The organism is Thioclava sp. FR2 (genome assembly GCF_051200875.1).
Classification (GTDB): Bacteria; Pseudomonadota; Alphaproteobacteria; order Rhodobacterales; family Rhodobacteraceae; genus Pseudotabrizicola.
In genome coordinates, this window is the sequence record NZ_CP195191.1 from 2,642,079 (window position 1) to 2,666,087 (window position 24,009).

Consider the following 24,009-nt stretch of genomic DNA (forward strand, 5'->3'; position numbering starts at 1 on the left):
GCGCCACAGACCTCATCCGGATAATTCGGAAGAATGGAAAAATCGGATCCATATCGACTTGACGAACAAGTCGGCTACATCCTGCGGCGCGTTACGCAGCGGCATCTTGCAATCTTTTCAGATGCCATTCCACAGGTGACAACTACACAGTTTGCCGTTCTTGCGCGACTAAGTGAGCTAGGCCCTCAATCCCAGAATCAGCTTGGCCGCGAAACCTCGATGGATGCAGCGACCATCAAGGGTGTTGTTGATCGACTTTCTCGACAAGGCTTGGTGGTGATTACTCCTGATCCAGAGGACAAACGGCGCTTGACCGTGGGTCTGTCAGAAGCGGGGAAAACACTGTTTTCGGAAACTCGGGCCGCTGCATCTGCTGTATCTGTGAAAACACTGGAACCGCTCACACAAGACGAACGAGTGTCGCTCCTTCGGCTTTTGTCGAAACTCTGCTGACGAGTGGCCGAATAGGGCACGCTCAATCCTAACCAGACCTTTGTCTATTCGACATCTCTTTAGGAGTAGGATTTCATCCTACTGCGCGTTCGGACATCCGTGACGCGGAATGTAGGATTACTCTACAGACAGTCGAAAGACGGGGCGCGAAGCGATGAGTTCTATCAAGGCAGAGATAAGTTGGAATGCCTCATTTGGTGTCTCACGGCCCGTCGATCATCAAACCCTCAATAAAAAGCGCTCTCTTGCCGGCTGGTGGTTGCTGCCAGCTGTCTTTTCTGGGGCTGCGATCTGGGTCTGGGCAATATCCTTAGTGATCAATTGACACTACGACCCCCGCCACCACTCACTAGGAAAAGCCGGATCTGTGATCCGGTTTTTCAATTTTCAGGCCTTTTCATTAGAGAAAACCTGTTTTTGCTCTTGACCTTTTTACCGGTTCGCCCAACTGATGAATGAACGTTCATTCTCAGATCGACCCCATGAACCAGTCCAAAGAGATTCCGCTCGCCGATCAAAGAACGGCAGAGATCCTAGAGAGTGCTCGCGCCGCATTCTCTGAAAAGGGTTTTGATGGCGCTTCAATGCAAGACTTGGCGCGCAAGGCCGGCATGAGTGTTGGCAACTTTTATCGCTATTTCCCGTCCAAAGCAGCCATCGTCTCCGCCCTAATTGCCCAAAACATGGTTGAGATGGAGCAGGACTTTGCTGCGATCCTGGAAGAAGACGACCCTCTGGCTGCATTTCGCAGCAAGATCGCGGCTCGCATCGAAGAAGCCCGCTGTCGCGCAGAAGGACAGCTTTGGGCCGAAATCACTGCGGCTTCATTGCGAAAACCTGAGATCTGTGAAGTCGCGTGCAAGATGGAAGATGAAATCATCGGCCACCTTGTCCGAGTTTTCGCTCATATTACGCAGTGTGGAACCGATGAAGCCTACTCGCTCTGGTCTACCCATGCCCGTTTGATCGTCATGCTGGTCAAAAGTTGTGCGATGCAGCGGCCGAATTTACCTGAGCTCGCAAACCTTGAAACGTTGGTGCTACGCACCATCGACCGAACCCTTGAAGATATTTCCCTGCTTGCCGTGAAAGGCTGACCTGATGCGTTCTGTTTTGTTTGTTCCCGCTATTTTTTTTGCCGCACTTTCGTTGGGCCAGCCGGTATTTTCCGAGGCGGCAACCCCCACTAATGATACCGCCTCTGTTCAGGCACAAAGCTTGCCATCAATTACGGTGACGGCAATTGCACCGCGCCTGATGCGCGACACGGTGATTGCCACTGGCTTGATATCGCCGGTCGAAATGGTCCAAGTCGCACCGCTGATCGAAGGTCAGCCTATCGAACAGCTTCTGGTCGATGTCGGCGACAAAGTTGAAAAGGATCAAGTTCTAGCAATCTTGTCGAAAACGACTTTGGAATTGCAGAAAAGCCAGTTTTTCGCATCGCTTGCTTCGGCAAAAGCGACGATAGCACAGGCTGAAGCCCAGATGCTTGAAGCCAAGTCTTCTGCAGAAGAAGCCCAGCGTGTTTCTGAAAGAACATCCAAACTGCGCGAGCAAGGCTCGGCGTCCCAAGCCGCAGCCGACTCTGCCAATGCGAATGCAGTCTCTGCAACAGCAAGAGTGACAGTAGCAACGCAGTCTCTTGAGGCTGCGCGGGCTCAGTTGGCTTTGGTCGAGGCTCAACTTGCGAATGTCGAACTTCAGTTGAGCAGGACCGAGGTCAAAGCACCTGTGGCTGGAGAAATTACGGCCAGAAATGCCGTCATCGGTTCCGTAGCATCAGCTGCTGGCGCACCGATGTTTTCCTTGATCAGGGACGGCGCACTGGAATTGAAAGCAGATGTCGCAGAGGTAGATCTGATGCGCCTTGCTGTTGGCCAGAAAGCGGAACTTCGCATGGTTGGCACAGCCGATATCCTATCGGGTTCCATCCGCCTGATTGAACCGACAATTGATGCCAACACCCGTCTCGGGCGGGCGCGCATCGCGGTCGATGAGTCTCATCGTGTTCGTTCAGGCATGTTTGTCGATGCAGAAATTCTTGTGGCCGAACGCGAAACGCTTGCCGTGCCTGTGACCGCTGTTGGTGCAACAGCAGATGGTTCAACGGTCATGAAAGTAACCGATGGTGAAGTCAGCCGCATCCCTGTGAAGTTGGGTATTCGGGAGAAGGGGTGGGTTGAGATCACCGATGGACTGAAGGCAGGGGACCAAGTGGTGACCAAGGCCGGGGCATTTGTCCGAGACGGAGACCGGATCAATCCGGTTATCGCGTCGAACTAAGGATTTGATTTATGAATTTCTCAGCTTGGTCTATTCGAAATCCAGTAGCGCCACTCTTGGCGTTCGTTCTCTTGATGGTGTTGGGCTGGCAAAGCTTTAATGCCCTGCCCATCACGCGTTTTCCGAATATCGATGTTCCTATTGTTGCCGTAACAGTAGCACAGCCCGGCGCGGCGCCTTCCGAACTTGAGGCGCAAATCACCAAAGAGATCGAGGATGCAGTTGCCGGCCTGACTGGCGTAAAGAACGTAAGTTCAACCGTTAACGATGGGGTATCCACTACCGCCATCGAGTTTCGGATGGAAATCACAACCGACCGTGCAGTCCAGGACGTTAAGGATGCCATTGATCGCGTTCGCGGCGAGCTACCGGCAGACGTCGAAGCTCCGATCGTAAGCAGGGTAGAGGTCGAGGGACAGGCCATTCTTTCCTTTGCCGTCTCCGACCCGGAAATGACGTTGGAGGAGCTTTCATGGTTCGTCGATGACACGGTGACCCGGGCGTTGCAGGGACGCCCCGGAATTGGACGAGTTGACCGCTACGGCGGAGCCGATCGTGAGATCAGGGTAGAACTGGATCCCGTTCGTCTTGGAAGCTATGGCATTACCGCGGCGGCCGTCAGCCAGCAAATCCGGGCAACCAACGTCGATATCGGCTCGGGTCGGAGCGAATTAGGCGGTGGCGAACAGTCGATCCGCACATTGGGCGACCAAGGTACTGTCGAGCAGCTTTCCGCAATGTCGATCGCACTTCCATCTGGCACCAAGGTCCGCTTGACCGATTTGGGCACGGTCATCGACACATATGAAGAACCGCGCTCTTTTTCGACGGTCGAGGGTGAGCAACTTGTCGTATTCTCGGTTTATCGGGCAAAAGGTGCGTCAGAGGTAAGTGTCGCGGAGACCACAACTGCAGCTTTGGATCAGGTCCGCGCTGCAAACCCAGACGTAAAGATCGAAGTTGTCGACGACTCTGTGTTTTATACGAAAGGCAACTACGAAGCGGCACTGGCGACCCTTGTTGAAGGATCCATCCTCGCTGTTTTGGTGGTGCTTGCCTTCCTTAAGAATTGGCGTGCAACGCTGATTTCGGCCGTCGCATTGCCTCTGTCCGCCGTTCCTACATTCTGGTTCATGGACATGATCGGGTTCTCGCTGAACCTCGTCAGCTTTCTTGCGCTGACATTGGCGACGGGGATACTTGTCGATGATGCAATTGTAGAAATCGAGAATATCGCACGACATATACGGATGGGCAAAACGCCATATCGTGCGGCGATTGAGGCTGCCGACGAAATCGGTTTGGCAGTTATCGCAACAACGATGACCATTGTTGCAGTTTTTGTGCCCGTCAGTTTTATGCCGGGCATTCCGGGCCAGTATTTTCGACAGTTCGGATTAACCGTTGCAATCGCCGTGTTATTTTCATTGCTCGTTGCGCGCCTGATCACGCCAATGATGGCAGCCTATCTTATGCGTGCAAAGGATGCGGAAGAAGATGAGCACAAGGAAGGCCCGTTCATGCGCGGCTACCTGTGGATCGTCAAACATACGACAGCATCACCCCGCATTCCGTTCACGAAGTGGCGGTTCCCCGGCTACTATCTGACCCTTGTCGCGGCTGTAGTCGTGACGATCATCTCGGTCTATTTCATGCTTCAGGTTCCGGGTAACCTGTTTCCCCCAGATGATGAAAGCCGATTTGCGATCTCTGTAGAACTGCCCCCTGGCTCGACTCTAGAAGATACCAGCAGAACGACCGAGGCGATGCGGCAGGCAATCACGGATATCGACGGCATCGACCATATTCTGGTCATTGGTGGCGCATCCCCATTGGGTGATGTGGACATCAGGCGCGCCAACATGGTTGTTGTTCTCGATCGGTTGGACAACGGGCTTGAAAAGAAGCTTTTGGACCTTGCGGCAAAGATCCCTGTTATTGGCCCGATGGTCCCGCATCCCGAAGGAAACGGCAGAACACGTCCTCAGGTCGAGATTGAAGCCGAAGTCTTTGCACGGCTGTCGGCAATTCCAGATATTCTGGCGTTCAAATTGGGCGGACCCGGAGGTGGCGGGAGACCAGTTTCTTATAACATTCTGTCGACCAGTGAAGATGATCTGAACGCGGCTATCGCGATCATTGAACGGGCTATGAGCGAAGAAGAAAAAGCGGAAAAACCGCTCTTGATCAACGTCTCGACAGAGAGTTCTCTGCCCCGCCCTGAAATTCAGATCAAACCCCGTACGGAAGAAGCAGCGCGACTGGGCGTCACCACTGCCGCCATTGCTTCTGTTGTTCGCGTGGCAACGATCGGAGATTCTGATGCTGCCTTGGCCAAGCTTTCAATCGACAACCGATTGATTCCCGTTCGCGTACGGCTGGACGATGCCACGCGCGAAAATCTGTCGCGGATTGCTGCCCTGAAGGTCCCGACAGCTTCGGGTGCGGCAGTGCCTTTGTCGGTCGTAGCTGATCTTACGATTTCACAGGGCCCCGCAACAGTTAAGCGTTTAAATCGGCAGCGCGTGGCAACGGTGGGCGCGGACCTGCCCGTAGGGGTTCCACTCGATCTGGCAACGAACCGCTTCGATGAAATCATCGCCACACTTGACCTGCCACCTTCTGTACAGGTCAAACCGGGCGGCGATGCAGAAATTCAAGTCGAATTGGTATCAAGCTTTGTTAACGCCATGATCATGGGCCTGTTGCTCGTTCTTACCGTGTTGATCCTGCTTTTCCGCTCGATCATTCAACCTTTCACCATCCTCTTTTCGCTCCCATTGGCTATCGGTGGCGTGGCAGCGGCGTTGATCATGACAAACAATCCCTTGTCGATGCCAGTCATGATTGGGCTCTTGATGCTGATGGGAATTGTGACAAAGAACGCAATTCTGCTTGTCGATTTTGCGATCGAAATGCGGGCACGCGGTATGTCTCGTGTGCAGGCAATAGTTGAAGCAGGCCACAAACGGGCAAGACCGATCGTCATGACCTCGATTGCAATGTCTGCTGGTATGTTGCCGTCGGCCTTGGGCGTTGGCGAAGGCGGTACATTCCGGGCCCCAATGGCAATCGCCGTGACTGGTGGTATCATTGTTTCAACCGTACTTAGTCTTGTGGTTGTCCCATCCTTCTATTTGATCATGGACGACCTGAGCCGCGCGTTGGTTTGGATCTTTGGCCGCTTCATTGGGAAGAAGGAGGCCGAGCCAGAAAGCCCGCCTGCCGAGGTCTTGGCCGAGCGAATTGCACTACTTGATGCTGAGCAACGCGGACTTCGTGATCGTCTTGACGCGGTGGCTTCGGGCCGAAAGCCTCCGTCTCTCGCGGCGGCCGAATGATTTGAAAAGGGCGGCCTTTGGGTCGCCCTTTTCCGTTAAGATGCTCGGATTGGATCCCACAAGAGTCGTAGACTGTTGAGCACAACGAGCAGAGTGCCGCCTTCGTGTCCGATAACAGCCAAAGGCAATGGCAGTTCGAAAAACGCACCTGCTGTAACCAAGGCAATCATTGCAGTCAGAGCGAAGCCGAGATTTTGCCTGATCACTGCCTTTGTGCGACGGGCAAGCCTGTGCGCCTCGGCCAGACGCTGCATGTCTTCGGATAGCAGTGCAACATCTGCAGCCTGAAGCGCTACTTCACTCCCCGCTACACCCATGGCGATCCCCACGTCCGCGCGAGCCAGTGCCGCGGCGTCGTTGACGCCATCCCCCACAAAGGCCGTTGGAGCTGAATTTGCCAACTCATCGACAAGTTGGACCTTGTCGGCGGGCAGAAGATCCGCGTGAACTTCGGAAATGTTCATCTCCTTGGCGACAAGTTCGGCCAGTGGGCGCCTGTCGCCCGTCATCATGACTACTCGTTCAATGCCGGCTGAACGAAGTGCTCTTATCCCGCGGGCAGACGTATCACGCGGCTCATCCGCAACAGTTATCACGCCCAAAAGTCGCTCATCTTCGCCAACGTAAACCAGGGTCTGGGCGCTTGCCTGAACGTCCCGTAGTCGCAAGTCACCGACATTTGCACCGCGCAAAAGTGCTATACGCGGATTTCCCGCCCACACCGATCTTTCACCTGCTCGGCCGGCGATGCCAACAGAGGCTGTAGACACAACTTGTTCAACAACAACTTCTGTCAAACTTCTCGATTTTGCTTCTGAAACTATTGCCGATGCGATTGGGTGTTCTGAGAATTTTTCCAGCCCAGACGCAATTGCCAGTAATTCGTCAGCCGAGCCGTGCAGAGCGAGGACACCGGTCACGACGGCCTTGCCTGTTGTAAGCGTGCCGGTTTTATCAAATGCAAATATCCGGGTTTCCGCGAGTCGTTCCAACGCGGCGCCGCCCTTGAACAAGACACCCCCTCGGGCGGAAGCTGAAAGCGCACTTAAAATCGCTGCTGGAACCGATATGACGATTGCACAGGGGCTTGCCGCGACAAGCAAGGTTGCGGCTCGATACAATGCAAGTTCATGAGAATAGTCATATAGAAGGAAGCCGAAATAGGCCAAAACAGACCCTATCAGGACAGCCCAAGTGTAACGCTGCCCGAACCATGCGCTGAATTGTTCTGAAGGCGCTTTCATCGCTTGGGCTTCGGTGACAAGTTTCACCATTTGTGAGACCGTGCTTTCCTCAAGACGCCGTCTAACCTCCATAATGAGCACGGCATTCAGATTCACCGTAGCCTCATGTAGCGCCGCACCGGGTGCTTTGCTGACCGGCATACTCTCGCCTGTGATGGTGCTTTCATCCATGCTACCTTCACCCTCTCGCACCAGACCATCGACTGGAACCCGCGCTCCTGGACGAAGGATAACTTGATCTCCTGGCTTTAAGTCCGACACGGGCACAGTTCTGGTCCCATTTTTGTCAATGAGTTCGGCTACTGAGGGACGGAGTTGCATAAGCGCCTCGACCGCTTTTCGCGCTTTTCCCATCGCACGATGTTCCAGCGCACCAGAGATCGAAAACAAAGCCAAGAGCACGGCACCTTCGACTGGCGCGCCAACCAGGGCAGCCGCTACTGCAGCGACTACCATCAAGAGATCAATATCCAATTCGCCTTTGCTGAACAGCGCTTTCAATGCTGAAATGGCAGGAGGAATTGCGCCCGCGCCATAGGCTGAGATTAGCCCCACTAATGTAATCGCCCCTGAGCCAACCAGATATTCATCAACCAAAGCGGCCGCCAATCCAGTAGCTGTCATTAGAGCCAGCCAGATACTCGTGTCACCGTGGTCATGTGGTTCGACTGTCAAATCAATCTCCAAACTATGATTTTCGCATAGGGTTGAAATCGGAGAATGAATCTCTTTTTGCCCGAAATGGACGTTAGACCGAACTGATCCGAAAGTGGCCGGACAAAATGTCACGATCCCTCAACCGACAGTTCCCCAGCATGGTTGCTAGGGCCACTCCAACGCAAGTTTTGCGGAAAGTGGTGCCGGTGAAGGGACTCGAACCCCCGACCCCATCATTACGAATGACGTGCTCTACCAGCTGAGCTACACCGGCTAAGGTGCGGCGCTCTTAGCACCCCTCAAAGCCGGTGTGTAGCCCTAATTTGAATTCTTTCCATCATCTGAGAGTTCTGCGTCAACGACGGCGTCTTCGGGCCCAAAATCAGCTGCATCGGGTGGGCTGGAGACGTCTTGAGAACCGACGATCAGTGGCAGAAGCTCTGTGCCAGTTGCGCTTGGACCCGATGTCTCAGGCGGTTCACGCCATGACAACGTGTCAAACCCTCCGCAATTGTCACAGATCGGCGACCATTGCGCATGAATCGCCTGACATTTGTCGCAACACCACTGCGGTCCTCTGGGGGCCGTCAGTGCGCGCGTAAGCCAGCCGCGCACAACTGCATCGTCTTGGCCCTCCCCGCGCTCAATTGCTGCCATGATCGCCAGTGATCGTTGGGTTGGATGATCCGTGGCTATAGATCCCAACGCTTTGCGCGCCGATGGGAAGTCTTCAGCAGCAACCTGAAGTTCTGCCAGCAAAAGACGGGTTTGCTCGTTGTCTGGTTGAATTGATGTCAACAGGCGGAAGCGCTTCAGTCGTTCGGTAGGCGTCTCTTCTGGCTCTATTTCCGCAAACGCTGCAGCAAGATCGGGATGAGGCATGGCGGACCAAGCCTTCTTCAATATGCGCGTGGCCTCTTTCTTATTACCTTTTGTGATAAGTCCGCGGGCCGCCATCGCCGCCGCTGGAATGAGATCCGGCGACAATCTGTTTGCCTCAATTGCAGCCTCGCGTGCTTCAATGCTGGCTGTCTCATCAAACACTGTCTTCGCCTCCTGTAGGGCAAGAACCGCGTCGCGTCGCCGATAGATGTCGCGGGGAAGTGCGCCAGCTTTCAGCTTTGCGCCTAATGTCGCCCGCGCGCCCTTCCAATCGGCTTGTTCAGCCTGAAGCTTTAGAAGCAGGTCTTGTGTTTCGGCGTGGCGAGGTTTCATTGCGAAAGCCTTTTCGGCCAATTTCAACGCCGTCTCCGTGTCGCCCTCTTCGATCTTCTGCTTAAGCAATCCACGGATTCCGACGAACCGTGTCTTTTCGTCACCAAGAAGCTGTTTGTAGGCCTCCGTCGCCCGTTTTCCGTCACCGATCTTTTCTGCAGCTTGTGCCACCAGAAGTGTCGTCAGTTCAGGTTTGGCCAAATACTTTTCGGCCTTTTGCGCCCGGCTTAGGGCCAAACGATCCTCGCCAGCTGCCAAGGCCAAAAGCCCTTCACTCAAAGCTTGATAGCCTTTCCTCTCTCGATTCCGGTCAAAATATCGCGAAACTGCCGTTTCATCACCGTTCAAGAAGCGCAAAATTGCGACAATCAGACCAATGATCCGCAACAATAACCAAAGCCCGATCAACAGGGTCAAAGCCGCAATAACGGCCATCAATGGACCAAGCGTGAATTCCCAGTCGGCAAAGGAAATGCGGAGCCCACCATCGGTGTCCAGCAGAATGCCCGCACCGTAAGACAACGCTGCCACAGACAGAATAAAGAGGACGACTTTCAGAAGCGACCAAAGCATAAAAGCCCCCTTATTCCGAAATTGACGCCGAGAGCGTTTCGAATGCGGCCAGAACATCAAGCCGCGACTGTGCCATTGACGTCCATTGCGACATGGCTTCCTGACCTTCTGGCGGCAGTGCACCGATCTCGGTCAAAGCGGTTTCCAGATTGCCTGCGCCTACCGCAGCCTCAGCACGAGACAATATTGCATCGGGGTCGCTCCCCTCCCGCGGAGAAAGCGAGCGCGCACCGGTCGCTGTTTCAAGGAAGGATGAGATGCGGTCCGTCAGGCCCTCTCCCATCGTCGCGCGACGAGAAACTTCGAGTGCAGTTCGCGCCGATTCTGGAAAGGCATCCATTAGAGCTTGTAAAGTCGGCACACCTGTCGAAGCCATCGTGGTCAAGGTTTCTGGGATAGAAAGACCGTCCAAATCACCAAGGGCACCCTCGTATGGCCCACCTGCCTCAAGTGATGCAGAGATCCGCCCAAGAGCGGCGATATGAAGTGCCTTTTTTGCTGTTGCCTCGGCTTCTGCTTTCAAGGCAACAGCCTGCGCTTCAGCCTCAGCTAGACGAGCCTCTGCTTCAGCAGCAGCGGCGGCAATTGTAGCCGCGGCGGATTCACCTTGACCTTTGAGTGCCTCGATTTCTGCTTTCATAGAGTCTAAAGCCGCTGCCACGGTGGCGGTCGACTGACCGACTTCACCCGCTGGCAAGGATTCTATGGCTGCCAATCGTGTCTCTAATGATGCCAAGGCAGATTCAATCGGGCCAAGATCAACTGTGGTGGTGGAGACAGGTTCAACATCCTCGACTGCAGCCAATCTTTGCTCAAGGTCTTCAATCTTTTTCGCTGAGCCTTCGAAATTTCGAATGGAATTGGCCTGCGAATCCACAGTCGCTCTAAGCTCTGCCAGTTCCGTAGGGGAATCGGGCTTCGATTGGATCGGGAAGTAGGTCGCGGTGCCATACCCTATCGCTGCAGCAACCAACCCTCCGAAAAGCAGTCCGACAAATCCCCCACCAGACCTGTGGTTTCTTGAGTCTGAACCGACATGACGCGCTTCAGGGGGCGCGTCCGGCGGACTGTCTTTGACGACATCATCAGATGCAATGGCCTCGTCAGATAACTCTTCGTTTTCAGCTACCAGTTCTTCGGCAAACGCCCCAGCATCATTGGTCATACCTGCCGAGGAATCTTTCAAAGGTTCTTCCATGATTATTGGGTCAACGGACTTATCAACAGCCGCAACGACCTCTTTTGCCTCTTCCGACGCGACTACCGGATTTTCTTCTTGATTTTTCGGTCGGCTGGTTTTGGCCATTTTGTCCTTCCCATGCATCGCGACCCAAAAGGGATCTCTCATCCAACCCTACCCCTCGATGCAAAGAGGGTTCAAGCGCAGTTCAATGCCTGAGACATCATGTGGCGGATGCTCTCCTGCGTTGGATTATCTGCAATCTCTAAATGAACGGGTTCCAGACCCTTAAGTTCCTCTGCAACGGCTGGACTTAACGCAAAATGGCTAAGATTGGCCAGCACCTTGAACTTGGAGATTTCCTGTGCCCAAATTCTTGCGGTCCGCGGCGAGAATAGTGGCACGAAGACTTCGCCATCCTTTGAAAGAGTAAACTTTGCCTCTTCCGTCAGGCAAAGTGGCTCTTGGAAGTAAGTTACCAGACCAATCGCTTCAACATTTTGGGCTGTAAGCTTGCCAACAATATCCCCCCGCGCTTCTTGACCATGCAAATGCAGAAATGGAGCGTCTTTCCTATGTTCTAGCAGCAAGCTAACCAGATCCCGTGCATCACCGCTCGCAGAAACGGGCAAGAACCCGTTTTGGCGCGCCACTTGCGCTGTTCTATCACCCACACAATAGGCCAAATCTGGAATGATGACGCCCTCTTCTCTCAAACGTAGCGCGGATTGAGCGCCCATCTCTGAAGTAAGCACTAGGGCGCCAAATCTGTGGTCAGGGGGCTGATTTCCCGAGAATCTCAACTGAAGCAGTGGCGAGATAATTGGAATGGCTTTGTTTCCGAGGTCTCGCCGAATTTCTTGCGCGAAGCGGTTCGCCTGCGGCTCGGGTCGGGTAATGATAACAGGTATCGCTCGGGATTGCAGGGGCATACAAGCGGTGTTACCTCCCATCTATCCTTGGCACAATGGCAGATGATGACAACACCACTGACCTTTCTAGGAATTGAATCCAGCTGCGATGATACCGCTGCCGCGATTGTTCGTGCTGGGGAACGGACAGAGATTCTCTCAAATGTTGTCGAAGGTCAAACAAGTCTGCACGCTGCTTTTGGGGGTGTTGTTCCTGAAATCGCAGCCCGTGCCCACGCCGAAAGGTTGGATGACTGTGTCGAGCGGGCCTTATCAGAAGCGAAATTGCGGATTGGTCAGTTAGATGGGATCGCCGTAACCGCCGGCCCTGGACTCATCGGGGGCGTTCTGTCCGGGGTGATGTTGGCCAAGGGACTTGCGTTAGCAGCTGGATTGCCGCTTGTCGGTATTAACCATCTTGCGGGCCATGCGCTTACCCCGCGACTTTCAGATAGGCTCACATTTCCTTATCTGATGCTTTTGGTCTCAGGGGGGCACTGCCAGTTCTTGGTCGTGCGCGGCCCGGAAGAGTTCAAACGGCTTGGCGGGACGATAGACGACGCTCCCGGAGAGGCATTTGATAAAGTCGCAAAGATGCTTGGCCTTGCCCAACCGGGCGGCCCGCATGTTGAGGCCGAGGCTAGTGGCGGCGACCCGGCTCGTTTTCTGCTGCCACGTCCTCTTTTGGACAGGCCGGGTTGCGACCTCTCTTTTTCTGGCCTGAAAACGGCTGTCCTTCGCGCTCGAGATCAACTGATCTTACAACAGAACGGCTTAACTCGACAAGACCGGCGCGACCTTTGTGCAGGGTTTCAAACTTCTGTTGCAGACGTGTTGGCCGAGAAAACTCGCCGGGCCATTGTCAGCTATCTGCAGGAACTTCCCGCAACGCCAGCTTTTGCCCTCGCCGGTGGAGTTGCGGCCAATATGGCAATTCGTGCCAAGTTAGAGACTGTTTGCAACGAATTTGGACTGATTTTCTCTGCCCCTCCACTTCGACTTTGCACCGATAATGCCGCAATGATCGCTTTTGCCGGAATAGAAAGATTTCGACTGGGGCAACGCGACGGGATGGACCTCTCTGCGCGCCCACGGTGGCCTTTGGACGATTCGGCGCCCGCTTTGATCGGCTCCGGAAAGAAAGGAGCGAAAGCATGAGTATAACTGTTCTGGGCGCCGGGGCCTTCGGTACCGCTTTGGCAGTATCAATTGGAAAGGAACGGTCGGTAACACTCTGGGCTCGCGATGCCGGCTCTCTGGCGGAGAACCGCGAGAGCGCGCGACTGCCAGGAATTGAACTGCCGGAGAATACCAGAGTTGTCGCGGACCTAGACACTGCTTTGAATGCAGACACAGTATTGTTTGCGATGCCGATGCAAAGTCTATCGCAGTTTTTAAGAAGTATTTCGGTCAGCCTCGTCGATAAGTCACTGGTCGCCTGCTGCAAAGGTTTGGATTTAACCTCCCTTCAGGGCCCTGCAACGCTTCTTGCAGAACGCTGTCCAGACTCGAAGGCGGCTATTCTGACTGGCCCAAGTTTTGCCACTGATATTGCCAAAGGACTGCCCACTGCTTTGACCCTGGCCTGTTCAAACGAAGAGGCTGCACTAAAGCTGCAAAAATCACTCTCGACCACCAATTTGAGACTTTATCGCACGACAGACTTCGTCGGTGCGGAACTTGGTGGCGCTCTAAAGAATGTCATCGCTATTGCGGCGGGGATCGTCATGGGCGCCGGTTTGGGTGACAGCGCGCGCGCTGCAGTCATGACGCGAGGGTTTGCAGAACTTAGCCGTTTTGCGACCGTGAGAGGGGCTCGGCCAGATACACTCATGGGCCTTTCAGGCTTCGGAGATCTGGTATTGACTTGTACCTCTGATCAGTCGCGCAATTTCCGCCACGGGTTCGCACTGGGCAAGGGCCAAGCCACAGACACAAATGTGACCGTGGAAGGAGTTGCTACCGCGCTTGCTGTGTTAAACCATGTCCGAAATACGGAAATCGAGTCACTCCTGCCGATTACAACAATGGTTGCCGGTGTCACCCAAGGCCAGATATCCGTTGCGAACGCGATCCACGCCCTGATGTCACGCCCCTTGAAGGAAGAATAGAATGCGCTTTGCCCTGATCTGCATTGATAAACCGAACCATCTCAACATTCGGACTGAAAACCGGCCCGCTCATCTGAAACATATTGAAGACAGCGGTGTGGTCGAGATGGCAGGACCATTCTTATCGGACGAGGGTGGCATGTGCGGCAGCCTTGTGGTGCTGTCGGTCGAAAGCCGAGAGGCAGCCCAAGCTTGGGCAGAGGCAGACCCATACGCGAAAGCCGGGCTGTTCCAAAGCGTCGACATCCGTGAATGGAAGAAGGTCATAGGATGAACTTTTGGCTTTTTAAGTCCGAACCAGACGCTTGGAGCTGGACACAGCAGGTGCAAAAGGGCGATTTGGGCGAAGAATGGACGGGAGTCCGCAATTATCAGGCGCGCAACAACATGCGCGCCATGAAAATTGGTGATCGCGGCTTTTTCTATCATTCGAATATTGGAAAAGAGATGGTTGGCATTGTGGATGTCATCAAGCTATCCGCTCCGGACAGTACCACTGACGATCCCAAGTGGGACTGCGTGACAATACGCGCGGTAGAAGAATTGAAGTGCCCTGTCAGTCTGGACACATGCAAAGTCACACCCGGCCTTGAAAACATGGTCTTGGTCAACAATACCCGTTTATCCGTACAACCGGTGTCACCCGAAGAATGGGCAATTATCTGCAAGATGGGTGGGCTTTAGGCTGACCGATTGAGCAAAGTAACAATGAATGCGGGAATGGGGGATTCCCAACCCACAAGGAACCCCCCATCCACCCCACGTGCTCCCCTGGCACCGCACGTGTCTCTGAAAGGTTCCGGGCCTACTGCCCTAAGCCACATCATAACGCACGCCCATGATGGCCAGCAAATGCCAACGTGATAAGCTTTAACTCAAAGTTGTGCTAACTTAAGCAAGAACGCTTTCATATCCCGCCTTTTTCATCGCATCAGCCAAAGACGAAGCCGGCAATTGGCTATCAATTGAAACGGTCCGCGTTGCCAAATCACATTCAACCTTGGCCGAACCGTCGGCAGCCTTGATCGACTTTTCTATCGCACTCGTGCAGTGACCGCAGCTCATATCGGGTACCGAGAACTTCATAACAGTTAATCCTTTCCGTTTGATACAAATGATAGATAGGGGTTCCAGCTGCTAGAAGGTCAAGCCCCAGCAGTTTACTGCGATAAAGTCGCACAGCAGCGCGGCCACACCTTGACCCTCCAGTAGATGGAATGATTAATCTGAATAAAGACGGCAATTTTGGAGGCCGACTTGCACAAGATCACACCTATCAGCCTTTCGGTGGAAGGGATGACCTGCGCCTCATGCGTCGGTCGGGTAAGCAAGGGCCTGACGGCAATTGACGGGCTCTCTGACGTATCTGTTAATCTGGCATCAGAAACGGCTCAGTTTAGGACAGATCGTGCAGACCTAATAGCCACAGCCGCCGAAACGCTCGCAAATTTGGGCTATCCAGCGCGAACGTCGACTGTGACGCTAAACATCGAATCCATGTCGTGCGCATCTTGTGTTGGTCGCGTGGATCACGCCTTGGCCGCAGTGCCGGGCGTTCTGGAAGTGAACGTAAATCTTGCTGCGGAAACAGCGCGTGTTACCTACCTGGAAGGCGCTGTTTCTGTTCAGGACCTGCTGAAAGCAAGCGCCGATATTGGTTATCCAGCGCATCCGGCACAAATGCATGCGACATTAGATCGTTCAGCACGCAAGGATGCCGAGGCGCAAGATCTTCGGAAGAAGGCACTGTTCGCAGCAACACTGGCGCTCCCCGTCTTTATTGTTGAGATGGGAGGTCACGTGATTCCGGCCTTTCACATGTTCATTGCCGAAACGATTGGCCATCACACGAGTTGGTCGGTCCAATGGCTTTTGACGACCATCGTCCTGCTTGGCCCTGGCAGGCAGTTCTTTGAAAAGGGGATTCCCGCTCTGCTTAAGGCTGCGCCCGACATGAACAGTCTTGTCGCTTTGGGAACAGGGTCGGCCTACACGTATTCTGTCATTGCAACCTTCGCTCCGGATCTTCTACCCGATGATGTTCGGGCTGTTTATTTCGAAGCCGCTGCTGTCATCGTCGTCCTGATCCTTGTCGGACGCTGGCTGGAGGCCCGAGCGAAAGGACGGACTGGTGCCGCGATTCAAAAGCTTCTCGGCCTTCAGGTTCGCACAGCTCGTATCATCCGGAACGCCGAAGCCGTTGAGGTGGCAATCGAAGATCTACAGGTTGGTGATAGCGTCTTGGTTCGGCCTGGCGAACGCATTCCAGTCGATGGTGATGTCATCGAAGGCGAAAGCCATGTCGATGAGAGCATGATTACCGGAGAACCAATTCCGGCAGCAAAAACTGTTGGCAGCACAGTTACCGGAGGAACCGTAAATGGCGGTGGCAGTCTGACATTCAGGGCCACCAAGGTTGGGCGAGACACAGTCTTGTCTCAAATCATTCAGATGGTCGAAACGGCCCAAGGAGCAAAGCTGCCCATTCAAGGAATGGTTGATCGAATTACGCTTTGGTTCGTGCCCGCAGTGATGGCTGCGGCGGCTGTTACCGTGGCTGTCTGGCTGATCTTCGGGCCAGAGCCGTCTCTGACCTACGCCCTTGTTGCCGGTGTTTCCGTGCTGATCATTGCCTGCCCATGTGCCATGGGATTGGCAACCCCGACATCTATTATGGTTGGGACAGGTCGCGCGGCTGAAATCGGTGTTCTCTTTAGAAAAGGGGATGCTCTGCAATCCCTTGGCTCTATCGCAGTCGTCGCCTTGGACAAGACAGGAACTGTCACCCAAGGCCGTCCGGAGCTGACAGATTTAGCACTGGCCAAAGGATTCTCTCGAAAGGATGTTCTTGCACTGGTCGGGTCCGTCGAGGCGCGATCAGAGCACCCTGTTGCTGCGGCCATTCATCGTGCAGCTGTGGACGACGGAGTTTCCTTAAAGCCGGTGACAGAGTTTACAGCTGTGGCTGGGCATGGCGTGCGCGCTAAAGTTGGCGACGCAGTCGTAGTTGTTGGGGCGGACCGAATGATGGCAAGAGAAGGCATCGACTTTGCCGACTTGGCCGAATCCGAGCGCTCTTTTGCACTGCATGGCAGAACCGCTCTCTTTGCTGCAGTAGATGGTAAAGTCACAGCCGTCTTTGGGGTATCAGACCCGGTAAAACCATCCAGCCGCGATGCGATTTCTGCACTTCGTGGATTGGGGCTACAGGTTGTGATGATAACCGGAGACAAGCAAGAGACGGCTGAGGTGATCGCAAAGGAAGTCGGTGTTGATCATGTCATTGCCGGCGTTTTGCCAGGAGGCAAAGTAGAGGCCTTAGATAGACTCCGCAGTCAGGGGAAAGTTGCATTCGTAGGTGACGGGATCAACGATGCGCCCGCCTTGGCGCACGCAGATGTTGGTATTGCCATCGGAACAGGAACGGATGTTGCCATTGAAAGCGCCGACGTGGTCCTTATGTCGGGCGATCTTCGGGGCGTGGTAAACGCCTTCACCGTCTCGCGTCATACCATGTCGAACATAGCACAAAACCTCGTTTGGGCTTTTGGCTACAATGTTGCACTAATTCCTGTTGCCGCGGGCCTGCTCTTTCCCAAATTTGGAATATTACTTTCTCCAATGCTGGCGGCTGGCGCGATGGCGCTGTCGTCCGTCTTTGTATTGTCAAATGCGTTACGGCTTCGTCGTATAGCGCCCGCGATGAAGGAACAGACCTCGTGAACATCAAGGAAGTTTCGCAACGGTCCAGTCTGCCCGCTAAGACCATTCGCTATTACGAAGAGATCGGTCTTATCTCTCCGCTTCGTTCAGAAAATGGATATCGCAGCTTTCGAGAGAAAGACTTGCATAAACTTGCGTTCATCGGTCGGGCAAGGACCCTGGGCTTTACCATAGAAGATTGCCGAACGCTGTTGGCGCTTTACGAGGACGAAAACCGTGCGAGTGCACAGGTCAAATCCGTGACCGAAGACCACCTGCGCGCCATTGATGAAAAGATTGCACAACTTCAGTCGATGCGGTCGACGCTAGCGCATTTGATAGACTGCTGTGCCGGCGATAGTCGTCCAGACTGCCCTATCCTGAAAGACTTGGCACAGCCCGTTTAAGCGATTTGTTTTATGCGCCAGTTCCGTAGGACAAAAGCAGCAATAAAGATGACCGTCAAAACGACTATGATCGTCGGAGCAGGGGCGGAGTCAATAAAGAAACTTAGGTAGATTCCGACGATCGAGGCCAACCACGTCACGAAAATGGCCACAGGAAGCATCTGACCAAACCTGCGTGTCAACAAGAAGGCAATAGCGCCAGGCGCGATAAGCAATCCGATGGAGAGGATAATTCCCACGGCCGACAATGTGCCAACGATGGTTAGAGAGATAAGGGCTAGCAAACCATAATGTAGCCGACCAACAGGGAGTCCGACCGCTTTTGCCTGAATTGGATCAAAAGCCTGCACGAGGAAGTCCTTGCGCTTGGCAAGAATAATGAAACCGACAAAGACGGCGATGGTTGCTGCAACCATCAAATCGGCATCTTTGACCCCAAGCATATTGCCAAAAAGTATGTGATCCAGATGAACCTCTGTTCGGATTTTTGTGTATAGCACCATCCCGAAGCCAAACATCCCCGAGAACACGATCCCCATCACCGTGTCCTCTTTGACTCTGCTGTTTCCGGAAAGGAAGCCCGTACCAACCGCGCAAACCATCCCAGCGGCAAAGGCACCAATGATCAAAGGGATTCCAGCGAGATAAGCGATCACGACGCCCGGAAGAACGGCGTGGCTGATAGCGTCGCCCATCAAGGACCAGCCCTTTAGCACCAGAAAACAGGACAGGAGGCTGGTTGGAATTGCAAGTAGCGCCATGACCAAGAAGGCCTTGTTCATGAATGCGAACTGAAACGGCAGAAGAAGGCTGTCGATCATGATTGCCTCAGTGCAGCAGCAATGCGCCTTCGTGCCGCAAGATAGCCGTGCTTTGGTGCCCAAACGAAGGCAACAAGGAAGATCAGAGTCTGAAGTGTGACGATCAACCCGCCGGTGGCCCCATCCAGAAAAAAGCTTAGATATGCGCCAAAAAAGCTGGTTGTGGCGCCGATGGCGACGCTAAGCAAAAGCAATCTCGGAAATCGGTCTGTAAGCAAATAAGCCGTGGCTCCGGGCGTCACCACCATTGCGATGACCAAAAAGGCGCCGACGGTTTGCAGGGCTGCAACGCAAGATGCCGAAAGCAGCGTAAAGAAGGTCAGCTTTAGCAAATCAGGTCGCAAACCGATGCTTCGCGCATGGCTTTCATCAAAGAAGGTCACCATCAAATCTTTCCACTTGGCCAGTAGGACGGCGAAGGAAACAACGCCGATCACAGCTAGTTGCAGCGTGTCTTCGGGTGTGATCGCAAGAATATTGCCCATGGTAATGGTCTCGACACTGACAGAAAGCGGCGAAATCGAAACCATGAAAAGGCCAAGTCCAAAGAAGGCAGTAAAGATCAGGCCGATGATCGTGTCCTGCTTTAGGCCCGTGCGTTGACCCAAGAACAACATTGCAGCCGCCGCCAAGCCGCCAGCCGCAAAGGCCCCAAGCGCAAAGGGGAGGCCCAGCATGTAAGCGCCAGCTACTCCGGGAACGATAGAATGGCTAAGGGCATCGCCAATCAACGACCACCCTTTCAACATAAGATAGGCAGAAAGAAACGCACATAAGCCGCCGACCATCGCGCTAACCCACATGGCCGTAAACATGTAGTTGTAGCTGAAGGGCTGCGTCAGTGTCTCAATCATTGGCTGCCGTCGCTATCATAGACAACGAAGGGGCGTTCGTCGTCCGTGATGACCCTTACCTTGCGATGATCATCATCGTCGTGCAGATCTGAACCGCCCAACACAAAATGGCGAAGTACGCCACCGAACGCCCGCTCAAGGTTCTTTTGGGTGAAGACTTCCGAAGTAAGCCCGTGTGCCAGCACCGTCTGTTTCACCAAGATCGTACGATCACAGAATTCCGGAACAGACCCTAGATTATGGGTGGAAACAAGCATCACCCGTCCCTCATCACGCATCGCGCGCAGAAGGGCTATGATGGCTTCCTCGGTCTGTACATCCACGCCAGTAAAAGGCTCGTCCAGCAAGATCACCTTACCGTCCTGTGCTAGCGCCCGCGCCAAGAACACCCGCTTTCTCTGACCACCGGAAAGTTCGCCAATCTGCCTTTTGCGGAAGTCGCTCATGTTCACGCGGTGCAATGCGTCCGTGACCGCCTGCTTGTCCGCAGCGCTAGGATGACGAAAGAAACCCATATGCCCATAGCGCCCCATCATCACCACGTCTTCGACAAGGACGGGAAAGCTCCAATCGACCTCCTCTGCTTGAGGGACGTAGGCGACAATATTCTGCTTAAGCGCTTCTCGAACGGGCATGCCCATGACAGTTATCTGGCCCTGCGCGACAGGCAGGAACCCCATAATTGCTTTGAACAGTGTAGATTTGCCTGCCCCGTTTACCCCAACGAGCGCTGCAATCGTGCCGATCGGCAACTCAAAACTGGCTTCCTTTAGGGCTGCGTTGCCATTTCGATATGTGACCGTCACGTTCTTTGCGGAAATCCCCGAACTTCCGGTCATTTCGAAAGACCTTCTGCAATTGTCTCGGACGTCACGCGCAGCAGGTCGAGGTAGGTTGGCACTGGTCCGTCTGCTTCGGTTAGACTGTCAACGTAAAGTGTCCCGCCATAGGTTGATCCCGTTTCGCGTGCAACCTGTTCGGCGGGAGATTGGTTGACGGTGCTTTCACAAAATATCGCTGGGATCTCATTTCCGCGCACAGCGTCAATCATGCGGCGAACTTGTTGGGGCGTGCCTTGCTGATCGGCGTTGATCGGCCACAGATACACCTCTTTCAAGTCGAAATCGCGCGCCAGATAGCTGAATGCGCCTTCACAAGTGGCGAGCCAGCGCTTGCCCTCTGGCAGAGAAAGAACCTGCTCACGAAGTGGGCCAATCGTAGCGGCTATTCTCTCCTTATATGCCTTGGCATTTGCAGCATAGATCGCTGCGTTTTCCGGGTCGTGCTGGCTGAACGCCGCTTCGATATTGTCGATGTAGACCATGGCATTGGATAGGCCCATCCACGCATGCGGGTTGGGTTTTCCGTTATAATCGCCTTCGACGATGCTGATTGGGTCGATTCCTTCGGAAAGCGTCGCACTGGGAACGCCTGATAGGTTTGCAAAGAACTGCTCGAACCACAGTTCTAGGTTCAAGCCGTTCCAAAGAATCAAATCGGCATCCTGAGCCTTGATTATGTCACGAGGTGTCGGCTGATACCCGTGAATTTCCGCGCCGGGTTTGGTGATGCTTTCGACAATGGCAACATCACCAGCAACGTTCTGAGCCATATCGGCAATCACCGTGAAGGTGGTGACCGCCTTAAACTTTTCTGCACTCGCCATCGTAGCGGTGCCTATGAGAATCAAAGAGGCGATTGCCCCAAGGAACCGTTGTGTCGCCATTCAATGCCTCCGAAGACGGTAGTGACCATTGAATAGTTAGGTAAGCAGCGACCGCTAAGCAATGCAATTGAGAAGCATTCTCAAGAAATTTTTAAAACTTGCGGTGCCTTCGGGTTCATCGTCGGACTTATGGCTGCGTGCGCCGCATCAGGTAGATATCCATGATCCAGCCATGTGCTTCTCTTGCGCTCTGACGCGTTTTGAGGATTTGGTCGGAAACGTCTGACAGCTTACCGGAAACAAGAATCTGCTCTTCCATACCGACGAAGGCACCCCACCAGATACTCACGCCCTGCTGGTCAATCTTCGCGAACGACCCGCCGGCATCCAGCATGACCACGACCGTATCGGCCCCGCTTGGCCAACCCTCGTCTCGCAAGCGCCTTCCCGTCGTCACAAAAAATGGAGCACCAAGATCATTCAGGGCGATTGCATGCGCTGCACAGAGGGCCTGAACCGCCGTAACGCCGGGCGTAACCTGCACAGTGATTGGAAATCGGGCTTTGACTCTTTCCGCAATGCGCAAAGTGCTGTCGTAAAGCGAAGGATCGCCCCAGACCAAAAGACCAACCGTGCCTGTTGCTTCATCGCCTAGATGATCTCGCATCGAACCTTCCCACTTCTCCGCGATCGCATCATGCCAGTTATTGACGCGATCCAGATAGCCTGGCGTGGCAGGGTCCCGAACGGGCAAGTCGAACTCCACTACCCGAGTTTTTGGATTTTCCAGACAACTGGCTAGTATCGCCCGGCGCAGACCGGCGAGGTCTGCCTTATCCTCGCCCTTCATCGGGATCAGGATAAGGTCGCATGCATTGATTGCTTTTTGCGCCTGCCGGGTCACATGATCCGGGCTTCCTGTCCCAATTCCAATAAGATGCAGCGTAATCATTGGGCCTCGGTTTCTGAAACGCGGCCCAACAAGGTCAGGCCGCGTTTCTCGTTCTATTTACAATTCTTCCGAGTCTTTTGCCCAAAGCGCGCCGGAAATCCATCCCAATGCAGCCCAGACCACCAGTCCCACACCCAGAACCCGTGCAGAGAATGCTGCACCAAGTTCTGGTGGAGCAGTGCCCGCATATTCTCCCAAGGTCGGTGCCCCGATGACATGCGGCGCAGCCAGAAGCGCTGCGCTTGCCAAGACAGCCAAGGGATTCGATCCATAGGCCAGCAATCCGATCGCTGCGATTGACGCAACGACTGTTCCCCACCACCACACCTGTCGCGCTCCCAGGTCCGCGGCAATTGTTCCGGGCAGTTCCGGCGCAAGACCCATAGCGGGGAACAATTGGAAAGCAGCAAAGCCTGCAATTCCCCAAAGCACACCTTCACGCGCTGTGATGCGCTTGTCGAACGCCTTGGCGAGACCATAACCAGCGACAAGAATTAGCGCATAGGCAACGTAAATCAGGACCGAAAAGACGACCGTCAAACCGTTGCGTACCAGAGGTGAGGCGGCATCACCATCATCGTGGCTATGTCCGTCCTCCGCTTCCGATGCATCAGAATGGTCGGGTGCCATGCTCCCTTGTTCAGGATGATCATGAGTTGACGCATCCGCCATGAAATGGACCAAGGCGCCCGATTCATATTCCTCGCCCAAGAGAATTAAATCTTGGACAAATGCGAAATGCAGCACGGCCGCAAGCAGCCCTGCTGCACCGCCAGCGATCACGGCGCTGGCCAGCAATTTCTGAATCATTGAATCAGGCGATCAGTGGCAAGGAAAGCCAGTCGCGTGACGAACATCATGGGCCGCATCGTGCAGGGCGGCAGACTGTGCGTGGCCAGCAATGAACAGAGTCGCACCACCCAGAACGGCGACGAACAGGACCGAAAGCAAGGCACTTGCTTTTGCGTTGCTGCGGATCGCGTTGAAAGTCGAAGTCATTTTTTCATTCTCCTTGCCGTCACACCCGACGGCAGTTGTTTCGTTCCCGCATGGCCGGTCTCCTGACTTGCGGGTCAAAGCGAACTTTCCACCTTCCCAGCCCCTTAAGGACCAGTGGCATCTGGAAAGCCGCTCGCCGCACACAGTCGCGGGGGCGGTTGGGGCTTTAGGTGCCGTATTCGGTCCACCCTTCCCCATTCCCGTTTCAGTCCCGGCGCTTTGCGCTCTGTGGGACACCATACTCTTTCAGTTGCCATCACCTTGCCATTTCGGTCAAGGCGCATTTGCGTCTTCCGCGGGTGAATTACGACAGTCAGCCCGGAATTCGAGCGATTGCCTTGAAACGCAGACCACCGATCACACGCGCATCTGCAAAATTGCCATCACTAGATTTTTCATAAACCTCGGCAAATCGAACGAGTTCGGCAAGATCCGACTCGGAAAGATCACCGAACAGATAGGCCGTCTTTCCCGGACTGCGAAAGGCACAGGTTGAAGGCCTCCGGCAGCCGGACATGCACTCGACTGTTGTGACTGGAAGATCTAGTCCAGCCTCAAGAAGACCTTCGCGCAAAAGCTCGGCAAATCCGACCCGTCCAAAGTCGCATGAGCCACAAACCGTAATCATCAATCCAAA

Annotated in this window: 23 protein-coding genes, 1 tRNA gene and 1 riboswitch; of the genes, 10 read left to right on the top strand and 14 right to left on the bottom strand. The window is 54.2% G+C overall.

Going from position 1 to position 24,009, the window contains the following annotated elements; all coding sequences use genetic code 11:
* Nucleotides 1-33: 33 nt before the first annotated feature.
* The 4 genes from ACSBLW_RS12820 to ACSBLW_RS12835 all read left to right on the top strand — a co-directional run bounded on the left by ACSBLW_RS12820 (nucleotide 34) and on the right by ACSBLW_RS12835 (nucleotide 6,080).
* Complete coding sequence (locus tag ACSBLW_RS12820; protein WP_435257011.1) at nucleotides 34-453, top strand: MarR family winged helix-turn-helix transcriptional regulator; 420 nt, start codon at nucleotides 34-36, stop codon at nucleotides 451-453.
* 455 nt (nucleotides 454-908) lie between these two features.
* Nucleotides 909-1,550, top strand: a complete 642-nt coding sequence (locus tag ACSBLW_RS12825; protein ID WP_435257012.1) for a TetR/AcrR family transcriptional regulator — start codon at nucleotides 909-911, stop codon at nucleotides 1,548-1,550.
* 4 nt (nucleotides 1,551-1,554) lie between these two features.
* Entirely contained in the window at nucleotides 1,555-2,739 is a 1,185-nt protein-coding gene (locus ACSBLW_RS12830; protein ID WP_435257013.1) for an efflux RND transporter periplasmic adaptor subunit, read from the top strand.
* Between the two features lie 11 nt (nucleotides 2,740-2,750).
* Nucleotides 2,751-6,080: an efflux RND transporter permease subunit gene (locus ACSBLW_RS12835; protein WP_435257014.1), complete on the top strand. Its 3,330-nt coding sequence runs from the start codon at nucleotides 2,751-2,753 to the stop codon at nucleotides 6,078-6,080.
* A gap of 35 nt (nucleotides 6,081-6,115) precedes the next feature.
* On the opposite strand, the gene ACSBLW_RS12840 is transcribed toward ACSBLW_RS12835, so the two are convergent.
* The 5 genes from ACSBLW_RS12840 to ACSBLW_RS12860 all read right to left on the bottom strand — a co-directional run bounded on the left by ACSBLW_RS12840 (nucleotide 6,116) and on the right by ACSBLW_RS12860 (nucleotide 11,902).
* Entirely contained in the window at nucleotides 6,116-7,948 is a 1,833-nt protein-coding gene (locus ACSBLW_RS12840) for a heavy metal translocating P-type ATPase (RefSeq protein WP_435260108.1), read from the bottom strand.
* A gap of 231 nt (nucleotides 7,949-8,179) precedes the next feature.
* A tRNA-Thr gene (locus tag ACSBLW_RS12845) sits at nucleotides 8,180-8,255 on the bottom strand.
* A gap of 44 nt (nucleotides 8,256-8,299) precedes the next feature.
* Entirely contained in the window at nucleotides 8,300-9,769 is a 1,470-nt protein-coding gene (locus ACSBLW_RS12850) for a heme biosynthesis protein HemY (RefSeq protein ID WP_435257015.1), read from the bottom strand.
* A gap of 10 nt (nucleotides 9,770-9,779) precedes the next feature.
* Nucleotides 9,780-10,934 carry a COG4223 family protein gene (locus tag ACSBLW_RS12855; RefSeq protein WP_435257016.1) on the bottom strand — a complete coding sequence of 385 codons (1,155 nt, stop codon included), beginning with the start codon at nucleotides 10,932-10,934 and terminating at the stop codon, nucleotides 9,780-9,782.
* Nucleotides 10,935-11,146: 212 nt separating this feature from the next.
* Complete coding sequence (locus ACSBLW_RS12860; RefSeq protein WP_435257017.1) at nucleotides 11,147-11,902, bottom strand: uroporphyrinogen-III synthase; 756 nt, start codon at nucleotides 11,900-11,902, stop codon at nucleotides 11,147-11,149.
* Nucleotides 11,903-11,926: 24 nt separating this feature from the next.
* On the opposite strand from ACSBLW_RS12860, the gene tsaD reads away from it, so the two are divergent.
* Genes tsaD through ACSBLW_RS12880 form a run of 4 tightly spaced genes read left to right on the top strand, consistent with a single transcriptional unit; the run spans nucleotide 11,927 to nucleotide 14,655 of the window.
* Nucleotides 11,927-13,018: a tRNA (adenosine(37)-N6)-threonylcarbamoyltransferase complex transferase subunit TsaD gene (gene tsaD / locus ACSBLW_RS12865; protein ID WP_435260109.1), complete on the top strand. Its 1,092-nt coding sequence runs from the start codon at nucleotides 11,927-11,929 to the stop codon at nucleotides 13,016-13,018.
* Complete coding sequence (locus ACSBLW_RS12870; RefSeq protein ID WP_435257018.1) at nucleotides 13,015-13,971, top strand: NAD(P)H-dependent glycerol-3-phosphate dehydrogenase; 957 nt, start codon at nucleotides 13,015-13,017, stop codon at nucleotides 13,969-13,971. Before tsaD ends, ACSBLW_RS12870 begins: the two co-directional genes overlap by 4 nt.
* Nucleotide 13,972: 1 nt before the next feature.
* Nucleotides 13,973-14,245: a YciI family protein gene (locus ACSBLW_RS12875; protein ID WP_435257019.1), complete on the top strand. Its 273-nt coding sequence runs from the start codon at nucleotides 13,973-13,975 to the stop codon at nucleotides 14,243-14,245.
* Nucleotides 14,242-14,655 carry an EVE domain-containing protein gene (locus tag ACSBLW_RS12880; RefSeq protein ID WP_435257020.1) on the top strand — a complete coding sequence of 138 codons (414 nt, stop codon included), beginning with the start codon at nucleotides 14,242-14,244 and terminating at the stop codon, nucleotides 14,653-14,655. The genes ACSBLW_RS12875 and ACSBLW_RS12880 overlap by 4 nt, the downstream gene beginning before the upstream one ends.
* Nucleotides 14,656-14,862: 207 nt before the next feature.
* Here the strand turns inward: ACSBLW_RS12880 and ACSBLW_RS12885 are convergent, their stop codons facing one another.
* Nucleotides 14,863-15,057 (bottom strand): heavy-metal-associated domain-containing protein, encoded by a 195-nt coding sequence (locus ACSBLW_RS12885; protein ID WP_435257021.1) that lies wholly within the window; start codon nucleotides 15,055-15,057, stop codon nucleotides 14,863-14,865.
* A gap of 171 nt (nucleotides 15,058-15,228) precedes the next feature.
* Here ACSBLW_RS12885 and ACSBLW_RS12890 point away from each other — a divergent pair, with 171 nt between their 5' ends.
* Both ACSBLW_RS12890 and cueR read left to right on the top strand, forming a co-directional pair.
* Nucleotides 15,229-17,694 (top strand): heavy metal translocating P-type ATPase, encoded by a 2,466-nt coding sequence (locus ACSBLW_RS12890; protein ID WP_435257022.1) that lies wholly within the window; start codon nucleotides 15,229-15,231, stop codon nucleotides 17,692-17,694.
* Nucleotides 17,691-18,080 carry a Cu(I)-responsive transcriptional regulator gene (gene cueR / locus ACSBLW_RS12895; RefSeq protein ID WP_435257023.1) on the top strand — a complete coding sequence of 130 codons (390 nt, stop codon included), beginning with the start codon at nucleotides 17,691-17,693 and terminating at the stop codon, nucleotides 18,078-18,080. The genes ACSBLW_RS12890 and cueR overlap by 4 nt, the downstream gene beginning before the upstream one ends.
* Here the strand turns inward: cueR and ACSBLW_RS12900 are convergent.
* The 8 genes from ACSBLW_RS12900 to ACSBLW_RS12935 all read right to left on the bottom strand — a co-directional run bounded on the left by ACSBLW_RS12900 (nucleotide 18,077) and on the right by ACSBLW_RS12935 (nucleotide 24,000).
* Entirely contained in the window at nucleotides 18,077-18,901 is an 825-nt protein-coding gene (locus ACSBLW_RS12900; protein WP_435257024.1) for a metal ABC transporter permease, read from the bottom strand. The genes cueR and ACSBLW_RS12900 overlap by 4 nt on opposite strands.
* Nucleotides 18,898-19,755 carry a metal ABC transporter permease gene (locus ACSBLW_RS12905; RefSeq protein WP_435257025.1) on the bottom strand — a complete coding sequence of 286 codons (858 nt, stop codon included), beginning with the start codon at nucleotides 19,753-19,755 and terminating at the stop codon, nucleotides 18,898-18,900. The genes ACSBLW_RS12900 and ACSBLW_RS12905 overlap by 4 nt, the downstream gene beginning before the upstream one ends.
* Nucleotides 19,752-20,594 carry a manganese/iron ABC transporter ATP-binding protein gene (locus tag ACSBLW_RS12910; protein ID WP_435257026.1) on the bottom strand — a complete coding sequence of 281 codons (843 nt, stop codon included), beginning with the start codon at nucleotides 20,592-20,594 and terminating at the stop codon, nucleotides 19,752-19,754. Before ACSBLW_RS12910 ends, ACSBLW_RS12905 begins: the two co-directional genes overlap by 4 nt.
* The gene (locus ACSBLW_RS12915; RefSeq protein WP_435257027.1) at nucleotides 20,591-21,481 is read right to left on the bottom strand and encodes a metal ABC transporter substrate-binding protein; all 891 of its coding nucleotides are present in this window, start codon (nucleotides 21,479-21,481) and stop codon (nucleotides 20,591-20,593) included. Before ACSBLW_RS12915 ends, ACSBLW_RS12910 begins: the two co-directional genes overlap by 4 nt.
* 127 nt (nucleotides 21,482-21,608) lie before the next feature.
* Nucleotides 21,609-22,373 carry a precorrin-6A synthase (deacetylating) gene (cobF, locus tag ACSBLW_RS12920; RefSeq protein ID WP_435257028.1) on the bottom strand — a complete coding sequence of 255 codons (765 nt, stop codon included), beginning with the start codon at nucleotides 22,371-22,373 and terminating at the stop codon, nucleotides 21,609-21,611.
* Nucleotides 22,374-22,430: 57 nt separating this feature from the next.
* Nucleotides 22,431-23,183, bottom strand: coding sequence for a CbtA family protein (locus ACSBLW_RS12925; RefSeq protein ID WP_435257029.1), 753 nt, complete (start codon nucleotides 23,181-23,183; stop codon nucleotides 22,431-22,433).
* Between the two features lie 12 nt (nucleotides 23,184-23,195).
* Complete coding sequence (locus tag ACSBLW_RS12930) at nucleotides 23,196-23,372, bottom strand: CbtB domain-containing protein (RefSeq protein ID WP_435257030.1); 177 nt, start codon at nucleotides 23,370-23,372, stop codon at nucleotides 23,196-23,198.
* A gap of 35 nt (nucleotides 23,373-23,407) precedes the next feature.
* Nucleotides 23,408-23,628, bottom strand: a riboswitch (cobalamin riboswitch).
* Between the two features lie 57 nt (nucleotides 23,629-23,685).
* Nucleotides 23,686-24,000, bottom strand: a complete 315-nt coding sequence (locus ACSBLW_RS12935) for a DUF1636 family protein (protein WP_435257031.1) — start codon at nucleotides 23,998-24,000, stop codon at nucleotides 23,686-23,688.
* Nucleotides 24,001-24,009: the final 9 nt, after the last annotated feature.

What these genes read in the sequence shown, in the direction of transcription:
- ACSBLW_RS12820 (WP_435257011.1), top strand. Translation starts at nt 34, where the DNA reads ATGGAAAAATCGGATCCATATCGACTTGACGAACAAGTCGGCTACATC.
- ACSBLW_RS12825 (WP_435257012.1), top strand. Translation starts at nt 909, where the DNA reads ATGAACGTTCATTCTCAGATCGACCCCATGAACCAGTCCAAAGAGATT.
- ACSBLW_RS12830 (WP_435257013.1), top strand. Translation starts at nt 1,555, where the DNA reads ATGCGTTCTGTTTTGTTTGTTCCCGCTATTTTTTTTGCCGCACTTTCG.
- ACSBLW_RS12835 (WP_435257014.1), top strand. Translation starts at nt 2,751, where the DNA reads ATGAATTTCTCAGCTTGGTCTATTCGAAATCCAGTAGCGCCACTCTTG.
- ACSBLW_RS12840 (WP_435260108.1), bottom strand. Translation starts at nt 7,948, where the DNA reads ATGACAGCTACTGGATTGGCGGCCGCTTTGGTTGATGAATATCTGGTT.
- ACSBLW_RS12850 (WP_435257015.1), bottom strand. Translation starts at nt 9,769, where the DNA reads ATGCTTTGGTCGCTTCTGAAAGTCGTCCTCTTTATTCTGTCTGTGGCA.
- ACSBLW_RS12855 (WP_435257016.1), bottom strand. Translation starts at nt 10,934, where the DNA reads ATGACCAATGATGCTGGGGCGTTTGCCGAAGAACTGGTAGCTGAAAAC.
- ACSBLW_RS12860 (WP_435257017.1), bottom strand. Translation starts at nt 11,902, where the DNA reads ATGGGAGGTAACACCGCTTGTATGCCCCTGCAATCCCGAGCGATACCT.
- tsaD (WP_435260109.1), top strand. Translation starts at nt 11,927, where the DNA reads ATGACAACACCACTGACCTTTCTAGGAATTGAATCCAGCTGCGATGAT.
- ACSBLW_RS12870 (WP_435257018.1), top strand. Translation starts at nt 13,015, where the DNA reads ATGAGTATAACTGTTCTGGGCGCCGGGGCCTTCGGTACCGCTTTGGCA.
- ACSBLW_RS12875 (WP_435257019.1), top strand. Translation starts at nt 13,973, where the DNA reads ATGCGCTTTGCCCTGATCTGCATTGATAAACCGAACCATCTCAACATT.
- ACSBLW_RS12880 (WP_435257020.1), top strand. Translation starts at nt 14,242, where the DNA reads ATGAACTTTTGGCTTTTTAAGTCCGAACCAGACGCTTGGAGCTGGACA.
- ACSBLW_RS12885 (WP_435257021.1), bottom strand. Translation starts at nt 15,057, where the DNA reads ATGAAGTTCTCGGTACCCGATATGAGCTGCGGTCACTGCACGAGTGCG.
- ACSBLW_RS12900 (WP_435257024.1), bottom strand. Translation starts at nt 18,901, where the DNA reads ATGATCGACAGCCTTCTTCTGCCGTTTCAGTTCGCATTCATGAACAAG.
- ACSBLW_RS12905 (WP_435257025.1), bottom strand. Translation starts at nt 19,755, where the DNA reads ATGATTGAGACACTGACGCAGCCCTTCAGCTACAACTACATGTTTACG.
- ACSBLW_RS12910 (WP_435257026.1), bottom strand. Translation starts at nt 20,594, where the DNA reads ATGACCGGAAGTTCGGGGATTTCCGCAAAGAACGTGACGGTCACATAT.
- ACSBLW_RS12915 (WP_435257027.1), bottom strand. Translation starts at nt 21,481, where the DNA reads ATGGCGACACAACGGTTCCTTGGGGCAATCGCCTCTTTGATTCTCATA.
- cobF (WP_435257028.1), bottom strand. Translation starts at nt 22,373, where the DNA reads ATGATTACGCTGCATCTTATTGGAATTGGGACAGGAAGCCCGGATCAT.
- ACSBLW_RS12925 (WP_435257029.1), bottom strand. Translation starts at nt 23,183, where the DNA reads ATGATTCAGAAATTGCTGGCCAGCGCCGTGATCGCTGGCGGTGCAGCA.
- ACSBLW_RS12930 (WP_435257030.1), bottom strand. Translation starts at nt 23,372, where the DNA reads ATGACTTCGACTTTCAACGCGATCCGCAGCAACGCAAAAGCAAGTGCC.
- ACSBLW_RS12935 (WP_435257031.1), bottom strand. Translation starts at nt 24,000, where the DNA reads ATGATTACGGTTTGTGGCTCATGCGACTTTGGACGGGTCGGATTTGCC.